We start from the raw sequence: 16,625 nt of genomic DNA, 5'->3' as shown, positions 1-16,625 counted from the left end.
CATCGTTGATGACGCTGATGCGTGGCTGATATCCGCCAGACCGCTCTGCAAAGCCGCGCGACTTCGGCTACATTGCCGGTTGATGCCCCGCGCCACCGAACCCCTTCCCCTGAACAACGCTTCTGCCCGCCGCATCTGGCTGCGCGCGCAGCGGCTGGATATGCCATCGCCATTCGGCGAAGGGGCGGCAGCCGTCGCCGCCGCCGTCGACCATCTCGGCTATGTGCAGATCGACACCATCAATGTGATCGAGCGCTGCCACCACCACATCCTGTTTTCCCGGATCCCGAATTACCGCCGCGCCGACCTCAAGCAGGCACAGAGCGCGGACAAGAGCGTGTTCGAATACTGGACGCATGCGCTGTCCTACATTCCGTCCAAGGACATCGGCTTCTTCCTGCCGGCAATGAAGGCGCACAAGCGCGAGGGCCATAAATGGTTCTCGTCGGTCACGCCATCAGATACGCGCAAGGTGATGCGGTTGCTGCGCGCCGGTCCGCTCACCATCCGCGACATCGACGACGACGTGCTGACCGAGAAGGAGCATCTCTGGCAGAGCCGCAAGCCGTCGAAGCGCGCGCTGCAGCTCGCCTTCTATGGCGGCGTAGCCACGGTCAGCGAGCGCACCGGCATGCTGAAGACCTACGAGCTGATGATCCGGCATTTCGGCTGGGACAAGCCGCCGAAGCCGGCATCGGCATCCGCCTTCATCGCCTATCTGCTCGACCGCGCGCTGCGCTCGCAAGGCATCGTGAGCCTGGAATCGATCTGCCATCTCGACGCGCCGAGCAAGAAGGCGGTGCGCCGCCTGATCGACGCGCGTGTTCGCCGCAAGGAGCTGGTGCCGCTTGCACTCGAAGGCGCCGGCAAGCAGGAGCATTGGGCGCGGTCCGACGTGCTGGAGCCTGCCGAGGGCGATCCTGATCTCGTCCACATCCTCTCCCCGTTCGATCCCCTGATCATCCAGCGCAAGCGCACCGAGCTGATTTTCGGCTACGGCCATCGCTTCGAGGCCTATGTGCCGAAGCAGAAGCGCCTGTTCGGCTATTTCGCGCTGCCGGTGCTGGTCGGCAACGAGATCGTTGCCGCCCTCGACCTGAAGACCGACCGGCAGAACAAAAAGCTCCTGATGCAGAAATGGAGCTGGGTCGGGCCGGGCAAGAAGCAGGCCGCGCGCAAGGAGCTGAAGCGCCGCATCGAGGAAGAGCTGGATCGCTTCGAGCGGTTTCAGTTGGCGGAGTGACGAAGCGTTTGCGTCAACGATTGTATCGCCCGCTAAACAAAGCAAAACGAAATTAAAGCGCAGGCAACTTTGGCGTCTGCGGATTTACTAGTAGACCGTTCAAATCGACTTCTAGCACCCTTAGTTTGGTTTCAAGAAATCGCTTCAACCCGTAAAGCGCATAGCGAGGATTAATCGGGACGTACTTGTAGACATAAATCAGAAGATCAAGCTGTTCGACCTCGTTATCTTTGCTCGAAATGTCGTTATTGGCTATCGCCAGAATTATTGCACCGATCAAAACCTCGACTAATTGCGCCAAGTAAATTGATGATGATGTCTCCGAGGTGATGTTCGACGCGCCAAGCTCAGCGGAGCCGGACTGGTGGGCCATCAGCTGCGATCGAAGAGCGGAACCAAAATGCTGCCGTAGGACGCCTAGAACGTCTCCCATGAAGCCGCGGAAGTCAGGTGAATCGGGTAATGATCTGACCCGCTCGATAAGTGTTTCGATGCAAATGAGAAACTTGTATTGGTCCTCAACTCCGGTCGCTTCTCTTGGCGTGCTCATAGCCAGCATCGAATTAAGCATCCCGAGATACAGGAGCCGCCAGATCTGGAAAGACGAATCTTCGCCCATCGATATGCCGCGGCTATGGCATGTGAACAGGTTTCGCTTCACCTCGCGAGGAATTCCGCCGGCAAATATCCATTGGACCGCGCAGTTACGCAAGAAGTTTTCATCGTCGCTTTTGCGCGACGCGAGCGATTGGAAAATGACCTGGTTTGTTACAGTTCGTGTTAGGCGATCAAGGTAGATGATCTCCTCGAAAGAACTCTCTACGAGACTTCTCTCACGGCTCAGTCTTTCGTTGAAAAAAGCCATGGCATCCTCGGACACCGTAAGAATGAAGTGCGTATCCTCCTGACCAAGAATTCCCTTAATTCCCTTCAACAGCCTGAAGAGCTCGCTGACGTCCGTTATTTTGTCAAGTTCGTCGATGCAGATGACGACTTTGCCCGAGAATACCTCCGCGACGTTTCGAAGAAATACACTGCAAGTTGCGGTGAGGCCGGGTAACGAAAGGGGGGCGGTCCTCCAGTTGCTTGTTGCTACTGAATTTTCCTGAAAGAAATGAAACAAACTTTGGAGCTAGCGCAAATTCTTTGCCTGAAGCCAGAACGCTTTGATACTTGATCAATTCCTCGAAGGCTCGACACTTGGATCGAAGACCTACCTTGATCCTGTGTTTTTTTAATATGCGAAGCTTCCTCCAAATTTTCAGGAGCAGTAGTATAACGGCCATAAGACCCAACAAAGAAAGGGAACCAATGGCGCCCGAGACGACGAGAAATGTTAGATAGGTTTGGTTCACTTTGAGCGTTTTAATTTTATCCGTCAGGGCATGGCCAATCTCGGTAAGTGCAGTGTTGTCGTTAAGCTGCGTCACGGTTAATCGGAAAGTCTGTTGGTCATAGGCGATCATGTTAGAAATTTCGCTGGAGCTAAGGTGTTGTTCATGTGCCGATGCAGCCGCAGCAGCCGCATTTTTGTCCTTTGGTGATGTCACGGGCAACGGCGTCACGAGCGCAGGCTTGCCAATTCTTTTCACCTGTTCGTCAGTCAACACACCCTGCTTGTCGCCCAGGTCTTTCAACTGGGCGGCTGTGCTGAACTCGTAGGCCCAATATGCACCCGCACCACCGAGCAAGCCAAGAAGGATCAGCGCGCCAAAGATTGCAAAGAGTTGAGTTCGCAGGCGGCGCGCTTGAAAATCTCCCAATTCCGAAAGACTTTCTGCGCCCTCAATGAAGGTCTGGACTCTCTCGGTCGCGTGTTCGGCGATACGCTGAAAAATAGCGAGGAGAAAATCCTTGGGATCGTATTCGGTGGGCGACGGTATCAGTAGCGTAAAAAATCCAAATGCGTTGCACTCATTCAGAACCTTTTTTGCGAGGCTGGATTTCCCGGCACCGCGTACGCCGGCGATCCCAATGACCGAAGCCGAACTGGTCTTGATCCGGTCGATGATCTCCTGCGCCTCTTTTGCGCGTTCGATGTAGGTTGAGCCGCTCGCTCGCAGGCTATAGTCAGCATGGGTCGCATTTGCACCGGTAGCATGTGTCTCACCGGTGTCCTTTCCTAAGGGGGGCGGCGATATCGATGACTCTTGCGGAAAGGTCGCTTCCGGTGGGGTTTTTATCGCCATCCAGGAAATCGCACCATGCGCCCAGCCACGCGCCTTGACTTCGGGCTGTACGTCAGATTCTAGCATAAAGAGCCTCCAGCGCTAGATACCAACCCCTAGTTTAGTACATTGTGAGCCGGGGATAAACAGGTATTGCGGACCGAAGAACGTGGGGCCAACTGAGGGCATCGTCGGTCGAGCAACGGCGTCTGACTTCTACGCCGAAGCAGATGCGCGGTTGCTCGGCGCGCCGTTCGTGGCAGGTTATGAGTTCTCGGTCGACAACATCACGGCGGTCGTCACCATCGACTTCGCCGCCAGGTCGGCCTGCCTGCCGATCGCGGACGAAACGACCACGCTGAGGCGAGAGTAGAGACGGTCGCCGTCTGCGCCAGTATGATGGCGTGACCTGCGGGCCGCGATCATCTCCGGTTTGACGCTGTGTGCTATGAGATTTTGCCATTGCTCAACGCGCTGCCAGTCAATAATCGTGGGGGCAAGCAATACGGGGGGGAAGACATGAGCCAGACCGCGACCATCGCGCCGAACAGTGCCGCGCGCAGCGAGATCGAAACATCAACCATCCGCGCGATTTCCTGGCGGCTGATCCCGTTCCTGATCCTGGCCTACTTCTTCTCCTATCTCGACCGCGTCAATCTCGGCTTCGCGGCGCTGACCATGAACGCCGAGCTGAAGTTCTCGCCGCTGGTGTTTTCCTTTGGTGCCGGCATCTTCTTCATCGGCTATTTCATCTTCGAGGTGCCAAGCAATCTGGCGCTGGAGAAGTTCGGCGCCAGCCGCTGGATCGCCCGCATCATGGTGAGCTGGGGCATCCTCTCGGCGCTGATGGCGGCGGTCTATGACGAGCGGAGCTTCTACGCGGTGCGCTTCCTGCTCGGCGTGGCGGAGGCCGGCTTCTTCCCCGGCATCATCCTCTATCTCACCTATTGGTACCCGGCCCAATATCGCGCCCGCTTCCTCGCCGCCTTCGCGCTCGCCGTTCCGGTCTCGACCGTGATCGGCGCGCCGATCTCGGGCATGCTGCTCGGGCTCGACGGCGCGATGGGGTTGAAGGGCTGGCAGTGGCTGTTCGTGATCGAGGGCGTGCCCTCGGTGCTGCTCGGCATCGTCACCTGGTTCTATCTGACCGATACGCCGGAAAAGGCGAACTGGCTCTCGGCCGAGCAGAAGGCGTGGCTGAAGTCGAAGCTCGATGCCGAGGTTGCCGCCAAGCAGGCGGTGAAGCACGTCTCGCTCGGCGAGGCGTTGACCTCGCCCAAGGTGCTCGCGCTCAGCGCGATCTATTTCGGCTTCGTCGCCGCGCTCTATGGCATGCAGTTCTGGCTGCCGCAGATCGTCAAGGCGTTCGGCCTCACCAACGTGCAGACCGGCTTCGTCACCGCGATCCCCTATCTGTTCGGCACCATCGCGATGATCCTGTGGGCGCGCCATTCGGACGCCACGCGCGAGCGCGTGCTTCACGTCGGCGGTCCGCTGCTGCTCACCGCGCTGGCGCTCGGCGTCTCCAGCTACATCAGCGATCCCATCCTGACCATGATCGTGCTGACGGTCGCTGCGATCGGCGTGTTTTGTACTTTCGCGGTGTTCTGGACGCTGCCGACCGCCTGGCTGTCCGGCACCGCGGCCGCCGGCGCGATCGCGCTGATCAATTCGATCGGCAACCTCGCCGGCTTCGGCGGGCCTTATCTGATCGGCTGGGTCAAGGAATCCACCGGCAGCACGTCCACGGGCCTGCTGGTTCTGGCGCTGCTGCCGCTCGCCGCCGGCCTGCTCGCCTGTCTCGGCGGGCATGAGACGAAGACGGAGTTCGCGGGGGCAAAGTAGCTTCTGATGGGTAGCCCGGATGCAGCGAAGCGCAATCCGGGATATTTCTCGCCGCTGAGTGTGCTGTCCCGGATTTCGCTGCGCTTCATCCGGGCTACGCCATTTCCCAAAACCCTGTTCAACGCCCCGCTAATCATGGCCAAGCTCACGAATTGGTGTTCACTGACGAATATTGACATTTATCAGTGATCAATTGATACTCTTCATCAGTCGTCAGCCGATGGAGATTGTCCGATGTTCGTCCATTCCGTTTTGTCCAGCTATTCCAGGCTCTTGACCGGAGCGTTGCTGGCATTTGCGGTGCTCGCGCTGACCGGCTGTAACGAAAAGGCGGCCGAAAAGGCCGATCCGGGACGCCCCGTGCTGGTGGCAACCGTCCATTACGAAGCCGAGACCCCTGAGCGCAGTTTTGTTGGCACGATCAAGCCCCGGATCGAAGCCGACATGGGCTTTCGGGTTGCCGGCAAGGTGGCCAAGCGGCTGGTCGAGGTCGGGCAGACAGTCGATATCGACCAGCCCTTGGCCACCCTCGACGAGATCGATCTGAGGCTGCAGGCCGAGCAGGCCGATGCCGAGTTCCGCGCCGCCACCGGCGTGCTGGCGCAGGCCGCCGCCGCCGAGCAGCGCGCCAAGGATCTGAAGGTCAAGGGCTGGACCACCGACGCGGCGCTCGATTCCGCCAAGGCCGCCGGCGACGAGGCCAGAGCCCGGCTCAACCGCGCCGAGCGCTCGGTCGAACTGACCAGGAATTCCCTGTCATACGCAACGCTGGCGGCCGACACCCGTGGTGTCGTCACAGCGACCATGATCGAGCCCGGCCAGGTGGTTGCCGCGGGCCAAGCCTCGATCCGTGTCGCCCGACTTGGCGAGAAGGAAGCGGTCGTCGCGATTCCCGAGACGCTTCTTGCTCGCGCCAAGTCGGGCGTTGCCACGGTGACGCTGTGGTCGGACGCCAAGAGGACCTATGCCGCGAAGCTGCGTGAGGTCGCACCGTCGGCCGATCCCGCAACCCGCACCTATCTGGCAAAATTCTCGCTGCCCGACGTCGGCGACGACGTCTCGCTCGGCATGACCGCGACGTTGACGCTGGCCGATGGTGCGACCGAACGGGTGGCGAAGCTGCCGCTGTCGGCGCTGTACAGCCAGGGCGGCGATCCCTCGCTCTATATCGTCGACGACAAGGGCGAGATCGCGCTGAAGCCGGTCAAGGTGAAGTCCTATGACAGCAACTGCGTCGTCATCACCAGCGGCGTCGACGACGGCGCCAAGGTGGTCGCGCTCGGCGTGCAGAAGCTCGATCCAAGCCAGAAGGTGCGGGTCGTCTCGTCACTGGCGTTCTGATCCTCGCAATCACGGCGAAAACGATTTTCCGATTTGGAGAGTGACATGAAGCGCTTCAATCTGTCGGCTTGGGCGGTCAGCCATCAGACTCTGGTGCTGTTCCTGATGGTCGTGCTCGCCGCCGCGGGCTACTTCTCCTATCAGAAGCTGGGGCGTGCCGAGGACCCGTTCTTCACCGTGAAGGTGGTGAACGTCTCGGTGATGTGGCCGGGCGCGACCTCGCAGGAAATGCAGATGCAGGTCGCCGACCCGATCGAGAAGAAGCTGCAGGAGCTGCCGTTCTTCGAGAAGGTGCAGACCTATTCCAAGCCGGGCTTCACGGCGATGCAGGTCACCTTCCGCGACTCGACCCCGCCGAAGGATGTGCCCTATCTCTTCTATCTCCTGCGCAAGAAGCTGGTCGACGTGCAGGGCGACCTGCCGGCCGGCATCCTCGGTCCCGTCGTCAACGACGAATTCTCCGACGTCGATTCGATCCTGTATATGATGACCGGCGAGGGCGCCGATTACGCCCAGCTCAAGACCGCCGCCGAAGGTTTCCGCCAGCGCATGCTGAAGGTGCCAGGGGTGACCAAGGTCGACCTCTACGGCATCCAGGACCAGCGCATCTTCGTCGAATTCTCGCATGCCAAGCTTGCCACGCTGGGCATCACGCCGCAGGCGCTGTTCGATTCGCTCGCCAAGCAGAACAACGTGACGCCGGCCGGCACCGTCGAGACCTCGTCGCAGCGCGTGCCGCTGCGCGTCACCGGCGCGCTCGATGGCGTCAAGGCGGTGGCCGAAACACCGGTCGAGAGCAACGGCCGCGTGTTCCGGCTCGGCGACATCGCCACCGTCACCCATGGCTATGTCGACCCGCCGAGCTTCGTCGTGCGCCAGGAAGGCAAACCGGCGCTCGGTATCGGCGTCGTCACCGCCAAGGGCGCCAACATCCTCGAGCTCGGCAAGGAGGTCGAGAAGGCCACCGCCGAATTCATGAAAGCGGTGCCGCAGGGCATCGACGTCAAGCAGATCGCCGACCAGCCCCAGGTGGTCGAGCATGCGGTCGGCGAGTTCATGCACTCCTTTGTCGAGGCGCTCGCAATCGTGCTGTTCGTCTCCTTTGTTGCGCTCGGCTGGCGTACCGGCATCGTGGTGGCACTGTCAGTGCCGCTGGTGCTCGGCATCGTGTTCATCGTGATGAACGCAATGTCGCTCGACCTGCATCGCATCACGCTGGGCGCCTTGATCATCGCGCTCGGCCTTCTGGTCGACGATGCCATCATCGCGGTCGAGATGATGGTGGTGAAAATGGAACAGGGCTGGGACCGCTTCCGTGCGGCGTCCTTTGCCTGGGAATCCACCGCGTTTCCGATGCTCACGGGAACGCTGGTCACAGCCGCTGGCTTCCTCCCCATCGGCTTTGCCAATTCAGCGGTCGGCGAATATGCCGGCAGCATCTTCTGGATCGTGGCGATCGCGCTGGTCGCCTCCTGGTTCGTCGCGGTGATCTTCACGCCCTATATCGGCGTCAAGCTGCTGCCCAACATCAAGGTCCATGCCAACCACGATCCGCACGCGGTCTACGAGACGCGGATGTACCGTGGCTTGCGCAGCATCGTTCAATGGTGCGTCGAGCACCGCATCAAGGTGGTGGTGGCGACCGTCGGCATCTTCGTTGCCTCGATCGTCGGGTTCGGCCATGTCCAGCAGCAGTTCTTCCCGCTGTCGGAGCGGCCCGAGCTGTTCCTGCAGCTCCGCTTGCCCGAGGGCACAGCCTTCAACGTGACTGAAAAGGCTGTCAACAAGGCCGAAGCGCTGCTCAAGGACGACCAGGATATCGCGACCTATACGTCCTATGTCGGCCAGGGCTCGCCGCGCTTCTGGCTCGGCCTCAACCCGCAACTGCCGAACGAGGCCTTTGCCGAGATCGTCATCCTCTCCAAGAACGTCGATGCGCGTGAGCGCATCAAGGCCAAGCTCGAACAGGCCGTTGCCGACGGCGCGCTCAACGAAGCGCGGGTCCGGGTCGATCGCTTCAACTTCGGGCCGCCGGTCGGCTTCCCGGTCCAGTTCCGCGTGATCGGGCCGGATGCCAACAAAGTGCGCGACATCGCCTATCAGGTGCGCGACGTGATGCGCCAGAACCCCAACGTCAAGGACGTCCAGCTCGACTGGAACGAGCAGTCGCCCTACCTGAAGCTGGTCGTCGACCAGGACCGTGCCCGCGCGCTCGGCCTCACCCCGCAGGATGTCTCGCAGGCGTTGGCGATGCTGATCTCGGGCGCGCCGGTCACCACCATCCGCGACGGCATCGAGAAGGTTGGCGTAGTTGCCCGCGCCGTGCCGTCCGAACGGCTCGATCTCGGCCGCGTCGGCGATCTTACGATCACATCGCGCAATGGCGTGGCCGTGCCGCTGCAGCAGATCGCGAAAATCGAATATGCGCATGAGGAGCCGATCCTGTGGCGGCGCAACCGCGACATGGCGATCACCGTGCGCTCCGACGTCGTCGACGGCGTGCAGGCACCCGATGTCACCACCCAGATCGCACCAAAGCTGAAGGAGATCCAGGATCATCTCGAGCCGGCCTACCGGATCGAGCCGGGCGGGGCGTTCGAGGAATCCGCCAAGGGCAACGCGTCGATCTTCGTCCTCTTCCCCGTCATGGTGATGGTGATGCTGACGCTGTTGATGATCCAGCTGCAGAGCTTCTCCCGCCTGTTGCTGGTGTTCCTGACCGCGCCGCTCGGCATCGTCGGCGCCTCGCTCGGACTGAACGTCGCCAACCAGCCGTTCGGTTTCGTGGCGCTGCTCGGCCTGATCGCGCTGGCCGGCATGATCATGCGCAACGCGGTGATCCTGGTCGATCAGATCGAGACCGATGTCTCGCACGGACTGACGCGGCGCGAGGCGATCGTGGAAGCCACTGTCCGGCGTGCCCGGCCGGTGGTGCTGACGGCGCTTGCCGCCATCCTGGCCATGATCCCGCTGTCGCGCTCGGCGTTCTGGGGGCCGATGGCGATCACCATCATGGGCGGTTTGTTTGTTGCGACTTTCCTGACCTTGCTGTATCTGCCGGGCCTTTACGCCCTCTGGTTCCGCAAGACCCTCGAGGAAAGCGGACCCAGCGAGCAAACCGATACTGCGCCGCAGCATGCAGCCGAGGGAGAGCTCGCATTTCCCCTTGCTGAGGCGGCCGAATAAATGAACATTGAGTAGACCAGCATGACAGTGATTTCGGAACACGTCGAACCTGACACCCGCGAGCGTATTGTCGTGGTGGCGGAGCGTCTGTTCCGGCAGATCGGCTACCAGAAGACCACGGTGGCCGACATCGCCAAGGAACTGCGCATGAGCCCCGCCAATGTGTACCGCTTCTTCGAATCGAAGAAGGCGATCCACGAAAGCGTGGCGCGCGGCCTGATGGGCGAGGTCGAGATCGAGGCGCAGCGTATCGCAAGGTCTGAGGGGCCGGCTGCGACGCGTTTGCGCGACATGATGACAACCATCAACCGCATGAACACGGAGCGCTATGTCGGCGACTCCAAGTTGCACGAGATGGTCGAAATCGCGATGCAGGAAGACTGGGAGGTCTGCACCGCGCATATGGAGCTGATCGCCGCGACCATCGGCCAGGTCATCGCGCAAGGCGCCGCGTCGGGCGAGTTCGAGGTCAGGGATCTGCAACTCGCCGCGATGTGCGCCTGCACCGCCATGATGCGCTTCTTCCATCCCCAGATGATCGCCCAATGCGCGACCAAGCCGGGCCCCTCGATCGACGAGATGATCGATTTCGTCATTGCCGGCCTGTCGCCGCGCGCCAAGGTGAACTGACCAAATTTGACTGACGCATTCGTCAGTTGACTCTCCCGTCATTCCGGGGCGATGCGTAGCATCGAACCCGGAATCTCGAGATTCCGGGTCTGGTCCTTCGGACCATCCCGGAATGACGCCGGTGATTGTTTGCCGCGTCCGATCAGAGAGAGCGCTCCGTGACCGCGAAAGACCTGCATTTCTACGAGCCGAAGAACGGCCACGGCCTCAAGCACGACCCGTTCAACGCCATCATCGCGCCGCGCCCGATCGGCTGGATTTCCTCGCGCGACCCCAAGGGCAACGTCAACCTCGCGCCCTACAGCTTCTTCAACGCCTTCTGCTACGTGCCGCCGATCATCGGCTTCTCCTCCACCAACTGGAAGGACAGCGTCGCCAACATCCAGGAGACCGGGGAGTTCGTCTGGAATCTGACGACGATGGACCTCGCCAAGCACATGAACGCGACCGCAGCGCACGTCGCGCGCGATGTTGACGAGTTCAAGCTGGCGGGGCTCACGCCTGAGCCGGGCAAGCTCGTCAACGTGCCGCGCGTCGCCGAAAGTCCAGTCGCCTTCGAATGCAAGGTCAGCCAGATCATCCAGCTCCAGGGCGCCGACGGCAAAAAGGCCGAGGCGTGGCTGACGCTCGGCGAGGTCGTCGCCGTCCATATCGACAAGGCCTTCATCAAGGACGGCGTCTACCAGACCGGGCTCACCCACCCGATCGTCCGCGCCGGCCGCCGCGGCGACTATTTCGAGATCAAGCCGGAAAACATGTTCGAGATGATCCGGCCGGATTAGCTCCGCTCTATCGTCCCCCTCGCCCCGACTCGGGAATTGCCATATGCGACAGCCCTACGGGCGAGGGGCGTTTGCATGATTTCGGAATAATGGAAGAATACCGTTGATTTGCCCGACGCGTCAAGTTGCCGTGTCGGCAGCCGGCTACTTTGCATGGGGTTGTTTTCGATATTTTGGCAGTGCGCCCCTGCCGCAAGCGGGGCGAGGTAAGGCGCCGTTCCGCTCACGCACCGCGTGCCTGCGGCGCGCACGCGCACTGCAGCATCGCGAACTCGTCTCCTCGCCGCCATGAAACGGTCACTCGCAACCGGGCAAAGAGCAGACTAACCTCTGGTTGCCAGGCCGGATCAACGGCCGGCCAATACAGTGGGAGGATGCGATGACACGTCACGAGCGGCGCGATCCAACGGCCGCGGTTTCACGACGAACCCTTGTCCAGGGCCTTGCGATCACGGCGGCGAGTGCAACCGGCATCGGTAGTGCGCTGGCCCAGAATGCCCCGGCCCCGGTCGGGCCGCCGACGACGATCACGAGCCCGCCGCGCGATTTCAGTCCGCGCGGCGCACCGACGACCTATTTCTGGGACCCCGACGTCATCGCGGTCGATCCGGCCTTCAACGACCTTGCGCAGCCGAACACCTCGATCACGCGCCTCTACACCGGCGTGTTATGGGCCGAAGGCCCGGCCTGGAGCTCGCAGGGCCGCTACCTCCTGTGGAGCGACATCCCGAACAACCGGCAGATGCGCTGGTCCGAGGACGACGGCCATGTCAGCGTGTTCCGCACGCCCTCAAACTACAGCAACGGTAATTCGTTCGATTTCCAGGGCCGCCAGCTGTCCTGCGAGCATCTCACCCGCCGCGTGACGCGCTACGAGAACGACGGCACCGCGACCGTGCTCGCGGATTCCTACAACGGCAAGAAGCTGAACTCGCCGAACGACATCGTCGCGCATCCCGACGGCAGCTACTGGTTCACCGATCCGCCCTATGGCAGCCAGCTCTATGAGGGCGAGCCCGACGCCGCGGGCGGTCCGGTCAATCCGGCCGGCAAGCTCAATCCCCGGATCGGCCAGCCGGCGGGCTTCACGCCGTTCAAGCGTGAATTGCCGACCAATTGCTACCGCATCGATCCGTCCGGCCGCATCGATCTCGTGGTCAGCGAGGATCAGGTGCCCGATCCGAACGGCATCTGCTTCTCGCCCGACTACAAGAAGCTCTACGTCGTCTCGACCGGCAAGGGGCCCGGCGACACCGGTCCGGGCGGCAAGGGCGACGTCTTCGTGTTCGATGTCGGCGCCGACAACAAGCCCGCCAACGGCAAGCGGTTCAGCGATTTCACGATCGACGGCGTGAAGTGCGGACCGGACGGCATCCGCTGCGACGTCAACGGCAATGTCTGGTGCTCGAGCAATGCCGGGCGCGCCGTTGGCTATAACGGCGTGACGGTGTGGTCGCCGGAGGGCAAGCTGCTTGGCCGTATCCGGCTGCCGGAGGTCTGCGGCAACATCACCTTCGGCGGCCCCAAGCGCAACCGCCTGTTCATGGCCGCAAGCCAGTCGCTCTACGCGGTCTATACCGCCACTCAGGGGGCGGGGCTGGCCTAGTTATCCGAAACATGGCGCCGGCGCGACCCGCCGGCGCCATCCCGGGCTACCTGATTGTCGCACCTCATGTTTCGGAACTGAACGCGTGGCCTGCCGTTAACAAAGCGGCGCTCTTGCCGCGTCAATTTCGCTTTATTTTGCAGGCGAAGTGTTCACCGGCGGCCGGCAACTTCCGCTAGGATCGAGCATGATCCGAAAAAGTGGAGACCGGTTTTTCGAAAAGATCATGCTCCAGACAAAAAGCCCCCGCGCCGATTCATGAGGACCCCACCATGAGCTTCCGCCGCGACACCATCACCAAGCCGTTTTTTTCCTGGGCGCGTGGCGTGCTGCCGGCAATGTCGGACACCGAGCGCGAGGCGCTGGAGGCTGGCGACGTCTGGTGGGATGCCGATCTCTTCACCGGCAATCCCGACTGGTCGAAGTTGCTGGCGTTCGCGCCGGCCAGGCTGACCGACGAGGAGCACGCCTTCCTGCACGGTCCGGTCGACGAACTCTGCGCGATGCTCGACGAATGGAAGATCAATTGGGAATGGCGCGATCTGCCGCCCGAGGTCTGGGACTTCGTCAAGCGCAACAAATTCTTCGGCATGATCATCCCGAAGGAATTCGGCGGCCTTGGCTTCTCGCCCTATGCGCATTCCGAAGTGGTGCGCAAGATCTCCTCGCGCTCGCTGACCGCCGCCGTCACCGTGATGGTGCCGAACTCGCTCGGGCCCGGCGAACTGTTGATGCGTTTCGGCACGAACGAGCAGCAGGAGAGATGGCTGCCGCGGCTGGCCGACGGCCGCGACATTCCCTGCTTCGGCCTGACCAGCCCGGAAGCCGGCTCGGACGCGGCGTCGATGATCGATACCGGCATCATCTGCAAGGGCGATTTCGAGGGCCGCGAGGTGCTCGGTTTGAAGCTCAACTGGCACAAACGTTACATCACGCTGGGCCCGGTCGCGACGCTGCTCGGTCTCGCCTTCAAGGCCTATGATCCCGATCATCTGGTCGGCCAGGAGGATGATCTCGGCATCACGGTGGCGCTGATCCCGACGCATCTGCCCGGCGTCTCGATCGGCCAGCGCCATCTGCCGGCGATGCAGGTATTCCAGAACGGCCCGAACTGGGGCCGCGATGTCTTCATTCCGCTCGACTACATCATCGGCGGCCAGGAACGAATCGGCCAGGGCTGGAAGATGCTGATGACCGCGCTCGCCGCCGGCCGCGGCATCTCGCTGCCGTCGCTGTCGGCGGCAGGCGCCGCCTATGCCGCGCGTACCTCTGGTGCCTATGCCCGCATCCGCGAGCAGTTCGGCATCTCGATCTCCAAATTCGAGGGCATCGAGGAGCCGCTCGCCCGCATTGCGGCGACAGCCTATCTGCTCGACGCCGCGCGGCGGCTGACCTGTGCCGCGCTGAACGAGGGGCGCCATCCCGCCGTGATCTCCGGCATCATGAAGCTGCACGCCACTGAGCGGATGCGGATCGCGATCGACGACGCCATGGACATTCATGGCGGCAAGGCGGTCATCGACGGGCCGCAGAACTATCTCGGCGGGCTCTACCGCTCGGTGCCGGTCGGCATCACGGTCGAGGGCGCCAATATCCTGACCCGCAATCTGATCGTGTTCGGACAGGGCGCGATCCGCGCCCATCCCTATCTGCTGCAGGAAATGAACGCGCTCGGTGAGACCGATCGCGAGAAAGGCCTGACCGACTTCGACACCGCGTTCTGGAAGCATGTCGGCCATAGCTTCGCGACCATGTTCCGCGCCTGGGGCCGGAGCTGGACTGGTGGCCTGTTCGCACCGGCGCCGGATGCCGGCGAGGCGACCGGGTTCTATCGCCAGCTCTCGCGCTATTCGTCGGCGTTTGCGCTCTGCGCCGACATGGCGCTGCTCACGCTTGGCGGCGCGCTGAAGCGCAAGGAGATGCTGTCGGCGCGCTTCGGCGACATCCTGTCCGAGCTGTATCTGCTCTCTGCCGCGCTAAAGCGTTGGCAGGACGAGGGACGGCAGAAGGACGATTTGCCTGCGCTGGAATGGTGCATGGCGAGCGGGTTCAAGACCATCGAGAACCGCTTTGCGGAGATTCTTGCCAACCTGCCGAATCGCTTTGTCGGCGTGATCCTGAAATTCCTCATTCAGCCGTTTGGCGCGCGCGTGGTTGGTCCCTCAGACCGCGTCGTGCATCAATGCGCCCAGCTCGTGCTGTCGCCGTCGGCGGCGCGTGATCGCCTGACGCCCGATCTCGCCTTTGTCGAGGACGATCGAGGTGTCGCGCGGCTGGAGAAGGCCTTCCGCCTCGTGGTGGAGGCCGAGGACGCCGCCAAGCGGCTGCACGCCGCGCGCCTGCATGACTGGCAGGACGCGGTCAAGAAGGGCGTCATCACCCAGGCCGAGGGCGAGCAGCTTGCCGCCGCCCATGAGGCCGTCGCAAAAGTCATCGAGGTCGATGATTTTGCGCCGGAGGCGCTGTCCCCGATTTACAAGAAATCCGCCGACGTGCATCAGTTCTTCCAGGAGCTTGGAGAGCAGAGGGCGGCGAGCTGATGGCGCGACCAGTCTTTATCGTCGACGGCAGCCGGACGCCGTTCCTGAAGGCGCGCTCCGGTCCCGGCCCGTTCACGCCGGTCGACCTCGCCGTGCAATGCGGCCGGCCACTGCTGGCGCGCCAGCCCTTTGCGTCCACCGCCTTCGACCAGGTGATCCTCGGCTGCGTCAACGTCATCGCCGACGAGATGAACCCGGCGCGGGTCGCCGCACTGCGGCTCGGCATGGGCGAGAAGATGGTCGCCTTCACGGTGCAGATCAATTGCGGCTCCGGCATGCAGTCGATCGACACTGGTTACCGCTACATCCGCGAGGGCGTGTCCGACCTGATCCTCGCCGGCGGTGCCGAGGCGCTGAGCCACGCGCCGCTGGTCTGGCCCAATTCCGGGGTGCGCTGGTTTGCCGGGCTCGCCGGCGCCAAGGGACTAGGCGCCAAGATCATGGCCGCGCTGAAGGTAAGGCCGAGCTATCTCAAGCCGATCATTGGGCTCGAGCGCGGGCTCACTGACCCCATTACCGAGCTCAACATGGGGCAGACCGCCGAGAAGGTCGGCCATCTCTTCGGCATCACCCGCGCGCAATCCGATGCCTATGCCGCCGAAAGCCACAAGCGGCTTGCCAACGCGCAGTCACAGGGCTTTCTCAAGGGCGAGGTCGAAACCGCCTTCGCGCGCGACGGCAAGTTCTATGACCATGACGATGGTGTCCGCCCGGACTCGACGCCGGAGACATTGGCAAAACTCAAGCCGGTGTTCGAGCGCCCCTGGGGCCAGGTCACCGCCGGCAATTCCTCGCAGATCACCGACGGCGCGTCGTGGGTAATCCTTGCCTCGGAGGCCGCGGTGGCAAAGCACGGGCTGACGCCGAAGGCGGTCATCCTCGACAGCCAATGGTCGGCGCTCGATCCCTCGATCATGGGGCTCGGCCCGGTGCTGTCGGCGAGCGCGCTGCTGAAGCGCAACGGGTTGACCTTGCAGGACGTCGAGACCTGGGAGCTGAACGAAGCCTTCGCGACGCAGGTGCTGGGTTGTCTGGCCGCCTGGAACGACGACAAATTCTGCCGCGAGATTTTGGGACTTGACGGCGCGGCCGGCGAGATTGATCACGCAAAACTCAATGTCGATGGCGGCGCGATCAGCCTCGGTCATCCCGTCGGCTGCAGCGGCAACCGCATCGTGCTGCACCTCGTCAATGCAATGAAGCGGCTCGGCACCAAACGCGGCGTCGCCACCGAATGCATCGGCGGCGGGCAGGGTGGCGCGATGTTGATTGAGACGGTGTGAT

General features: G+C 62.3%; 12 protein-coding genes. 10 read left to right on the top strand and 2 right to left on the bottom strand.

Annotated features, from left to right (window positions below):
* The first annotated feature begins 82 nt into the window (after positions 1-82).
* Entirely contained in the window at positions 83-1,243 is a 1,161-nt protein-coding gene (locus tag UP09_RS22835; RefSeq protein WP_044540543.1) for a winged helix-turn-helix domain-containing protein, read from the top strand.
* Positions 1,244-1,295: 52 nt separating this feature from the next.
* Here the strand turns inward: UP09_RS22835 and UP09_RS22830 are convergent, their stop codons facing one another.
* Both UP09_RS22830 and UP09_RS22825 read right to left on the bottom strand, forming a co-directional pair.
* Complete coding sequence (locus tag UP09_RS22830) at positions 1,296-2,108, bottom strand: hypothetical protein (protein ID WP_156164736.1); 813 nt, start codon at positions 2,106-2,108, stop codon at positions 1,296-1,298.
* 103 nt (positions 2,109-2,211) lie between these two features.
* Positions 2,212-3,498: a hypothetical protein gene (locus tag UP09_RS22825; RefSeq protein WP_156164735.1), complete on the bottom strand. Its 1,287-nt coding sequence runs from the start codon at positions 3,496-3,498 to the stop codon at positions 2,212-2,214.
* Between the two features lie 82 nt (positions 3,499-3,580).
* Here UP09_RS22825 and UP09_RS37735 point away from each other — a divergent pair, with 82 nt between their 5' ends.
* The 9 genes from UP09_RS37735 (at position 3,581) to UP09_RS22785 (ending at position 16,624) form a co-directional block, all read left to right on the top strand.
* A complete protein-coding gene (locus tag UP09_RS37735) occupies positions 3,581-3,784 on the top strand; it encodes a glutathione S-transferase family protein (protein WP_156164734.1) in 204 nt (67 codons plus the stop codon).
* A gap of 146 nt (positions 3,785-3,930) precedes the next feature.
* Complete coding sequence (locus tag UP09_RS22820) at positions 3,931-5,256, top strand: MFS transporter (RefSeq protein WP_044540540.1); 1,326 nt, start codon at positions 3,931-3,933, stop codon at positions 5,254-5,256.
* Positions 5,257-5,490: 234 nt separating this feature from the next.
* Positions 5,491-6,597, top strand: a complete 1,107-nt coding sequence (locus UP09_RS22815; RefSeq protein WP_044540539.1) for an efflux RND transporter periplasmic adaptor subunit — start codon at positions 5,491-5,493, stop codon at positions 6,595-6,597.
* Between the two features lie 45 nt (positions 6,598-6,642).
* Entirely contained in the window at positions 6,643-9,783 is a 3,141-nt protein-coding gene (locus UP09_RS22810; RefSeq protein ID WP_044540538.1) for an efflux RND transporter permease subunit, read from the top strand.
* Between the two features lie 21 nt (positions 9,784-9,804).
* Complete coding sequence (locus tag UP09_RS22805) at positions 9,805-10,413, top strand: TetR/AcrR family transcriptional regulator (RefSeq protein ID WP_044540537.1); 609 nt, start codon at positions 9,805-9,807, stop codon at positions 10,411-10,413.
* Between the two features lie 158 nt (positions 10,414-10,571).
* Complete coding sequence (locus tag UP09_RS22800) at positions 10,572-11,195, top strand: flavin reductase family protein (RefSeq protein ID WP_044540536.1); 624 nt, start codon at positions 10,572-10,574, stop codon at positions 11,193-11,195.
* 379 nt (positions 11,196-11,574) lie between these two features.
* Positions 11,575-12,801 carry an SMP-30/gluconolactonase/LRE family protein gene (locus UP09_RS22795; protein ID WP_044540535.1) on the top strand — a complete coding sequence of 409 codons (1,227 nt, stop codon included), beginning with the start codon at positions 11,575-11,577 and terminating at the stop codon, positions 12,799-12,801.
* A 272-nt stretch (positions 12,802-13,073) separates the two neighbouring features.
* A complete protein-coding gene (locus UP09_RS22790) occupies positions 13,074-15,341 on the top strand; it encodes an acyl-CoA dehydrogenase (RefSeq protein ID WP_044540534.1) in 2,268 nt (755 codons plus the stop codon).
* Positions 15,341-16,624 (top strand): acetyl-CoA C-acetyltransferase, encoded by a 1,284-nt coding sequence (locus tag UP09_RS22785; RefSeq protein ID WP_044540533.1) that lies wholly within the window; start codon positions 15,341-15,343, stop codon positions 16,622-16,624. Before UP09_RS22790 ends, UP09_RS22785 begins: the two co-directional genes overlap by 1 nt.
* The last annotated feature ends 1 nt before the right edge of the window (position 16,625 follow it).

It is taken from the genome of Bradyrhizobium sp. LTSP885 (assembly GCF_000938305.1).
Lineage (GTDB): Bacteria > Pseudomonadota > Alphaproteobacteria > Rhizobiales > Xanthobacteraceae > Bradyrhizobium.
The sequence above is the reverse complement of the archived record's forward strand: the minus strand, read 5'-3'. Positions and strand labels throughout refer to the sequence as shown.

What these genes read in the sequence shown, in the direction of transcription:
- UP09_RS22785 (WP_044540533.1), top strand. Translation starts at nt 15,341, where the DNA reads ATGGCGCGACCAGTCTTTATCGTCGACGGCAGCCGGACGCCGTTCCTG.
- UP09_RS22825 (WP_156164735.1), bottom strand. Translation starts at nt 3,498, where the DNA reads ATGCTAGAATCTGACGTACAGCCCGAAGTCAAGGCGCGTGGCTGGGCG.
- UP09_RS22835 (WP_044540543.1), top strand. Translation starts at nt 83, where the DNA reads ATGCCCCGCGCCACCGAACCCCTTCCCCTGAACAACGCTTCTGCCCGC.
- UP09_RS22795 (WP_044540535.1), top strand. Translation starts at nt 11,575, where the DNA reads ATGACACGTCACGAGCGGCGCGATCCAACGGCCGCGGTTTCACGACGA.
- UP09_RS22815 (WP_044540539.1), top strand. Translation starts at nt 5,491, where the DNA reads ATGTTCGTCCATTCCGTTTTGTCCAGCTATTCCAGGCTCTTGACCGGA.
- UP09_RS22810 (WP_044540538.1), top strand. Translation starts at nt 6,643, where the DNA reads ATGAAGCGCTTCAATCTGTCGGCTTGGGCGGTCAGCCATCAGACTCTG.
- UP09_RS22805 (WP_044540537.1), top strand. Translation starts at nt 9,805, where the DNA reads ATGACAGTGATTTCGGAACACGTCGAACCTGACACCCGCGAGCGTATT.
- UP09_RS22820 (WP_044540540.1), top strand. Translation starts at nt 3,931, where the DNA reads ATGAGCCAGACCGCGACCATCGCGCCGAACAGTGCCGCGCGCAGCGAG.
- UP09_RS22790 (WP_044540534.1), top strand. Translation starts at nt 13,074, where the DNA reads ATGAGCTTCCGCCGCGACACCATCACCAAGCCGTTTTTTTCCTGGGCG.
- UP09_RS22830 (WP_156164736.1), bottom strand. Translation starts at nt 2,108, where the DNA reads ATGGCTTTTTTCAACGAAAGACTGAGCCGTGAGAGAAGTCTCGTAGAG.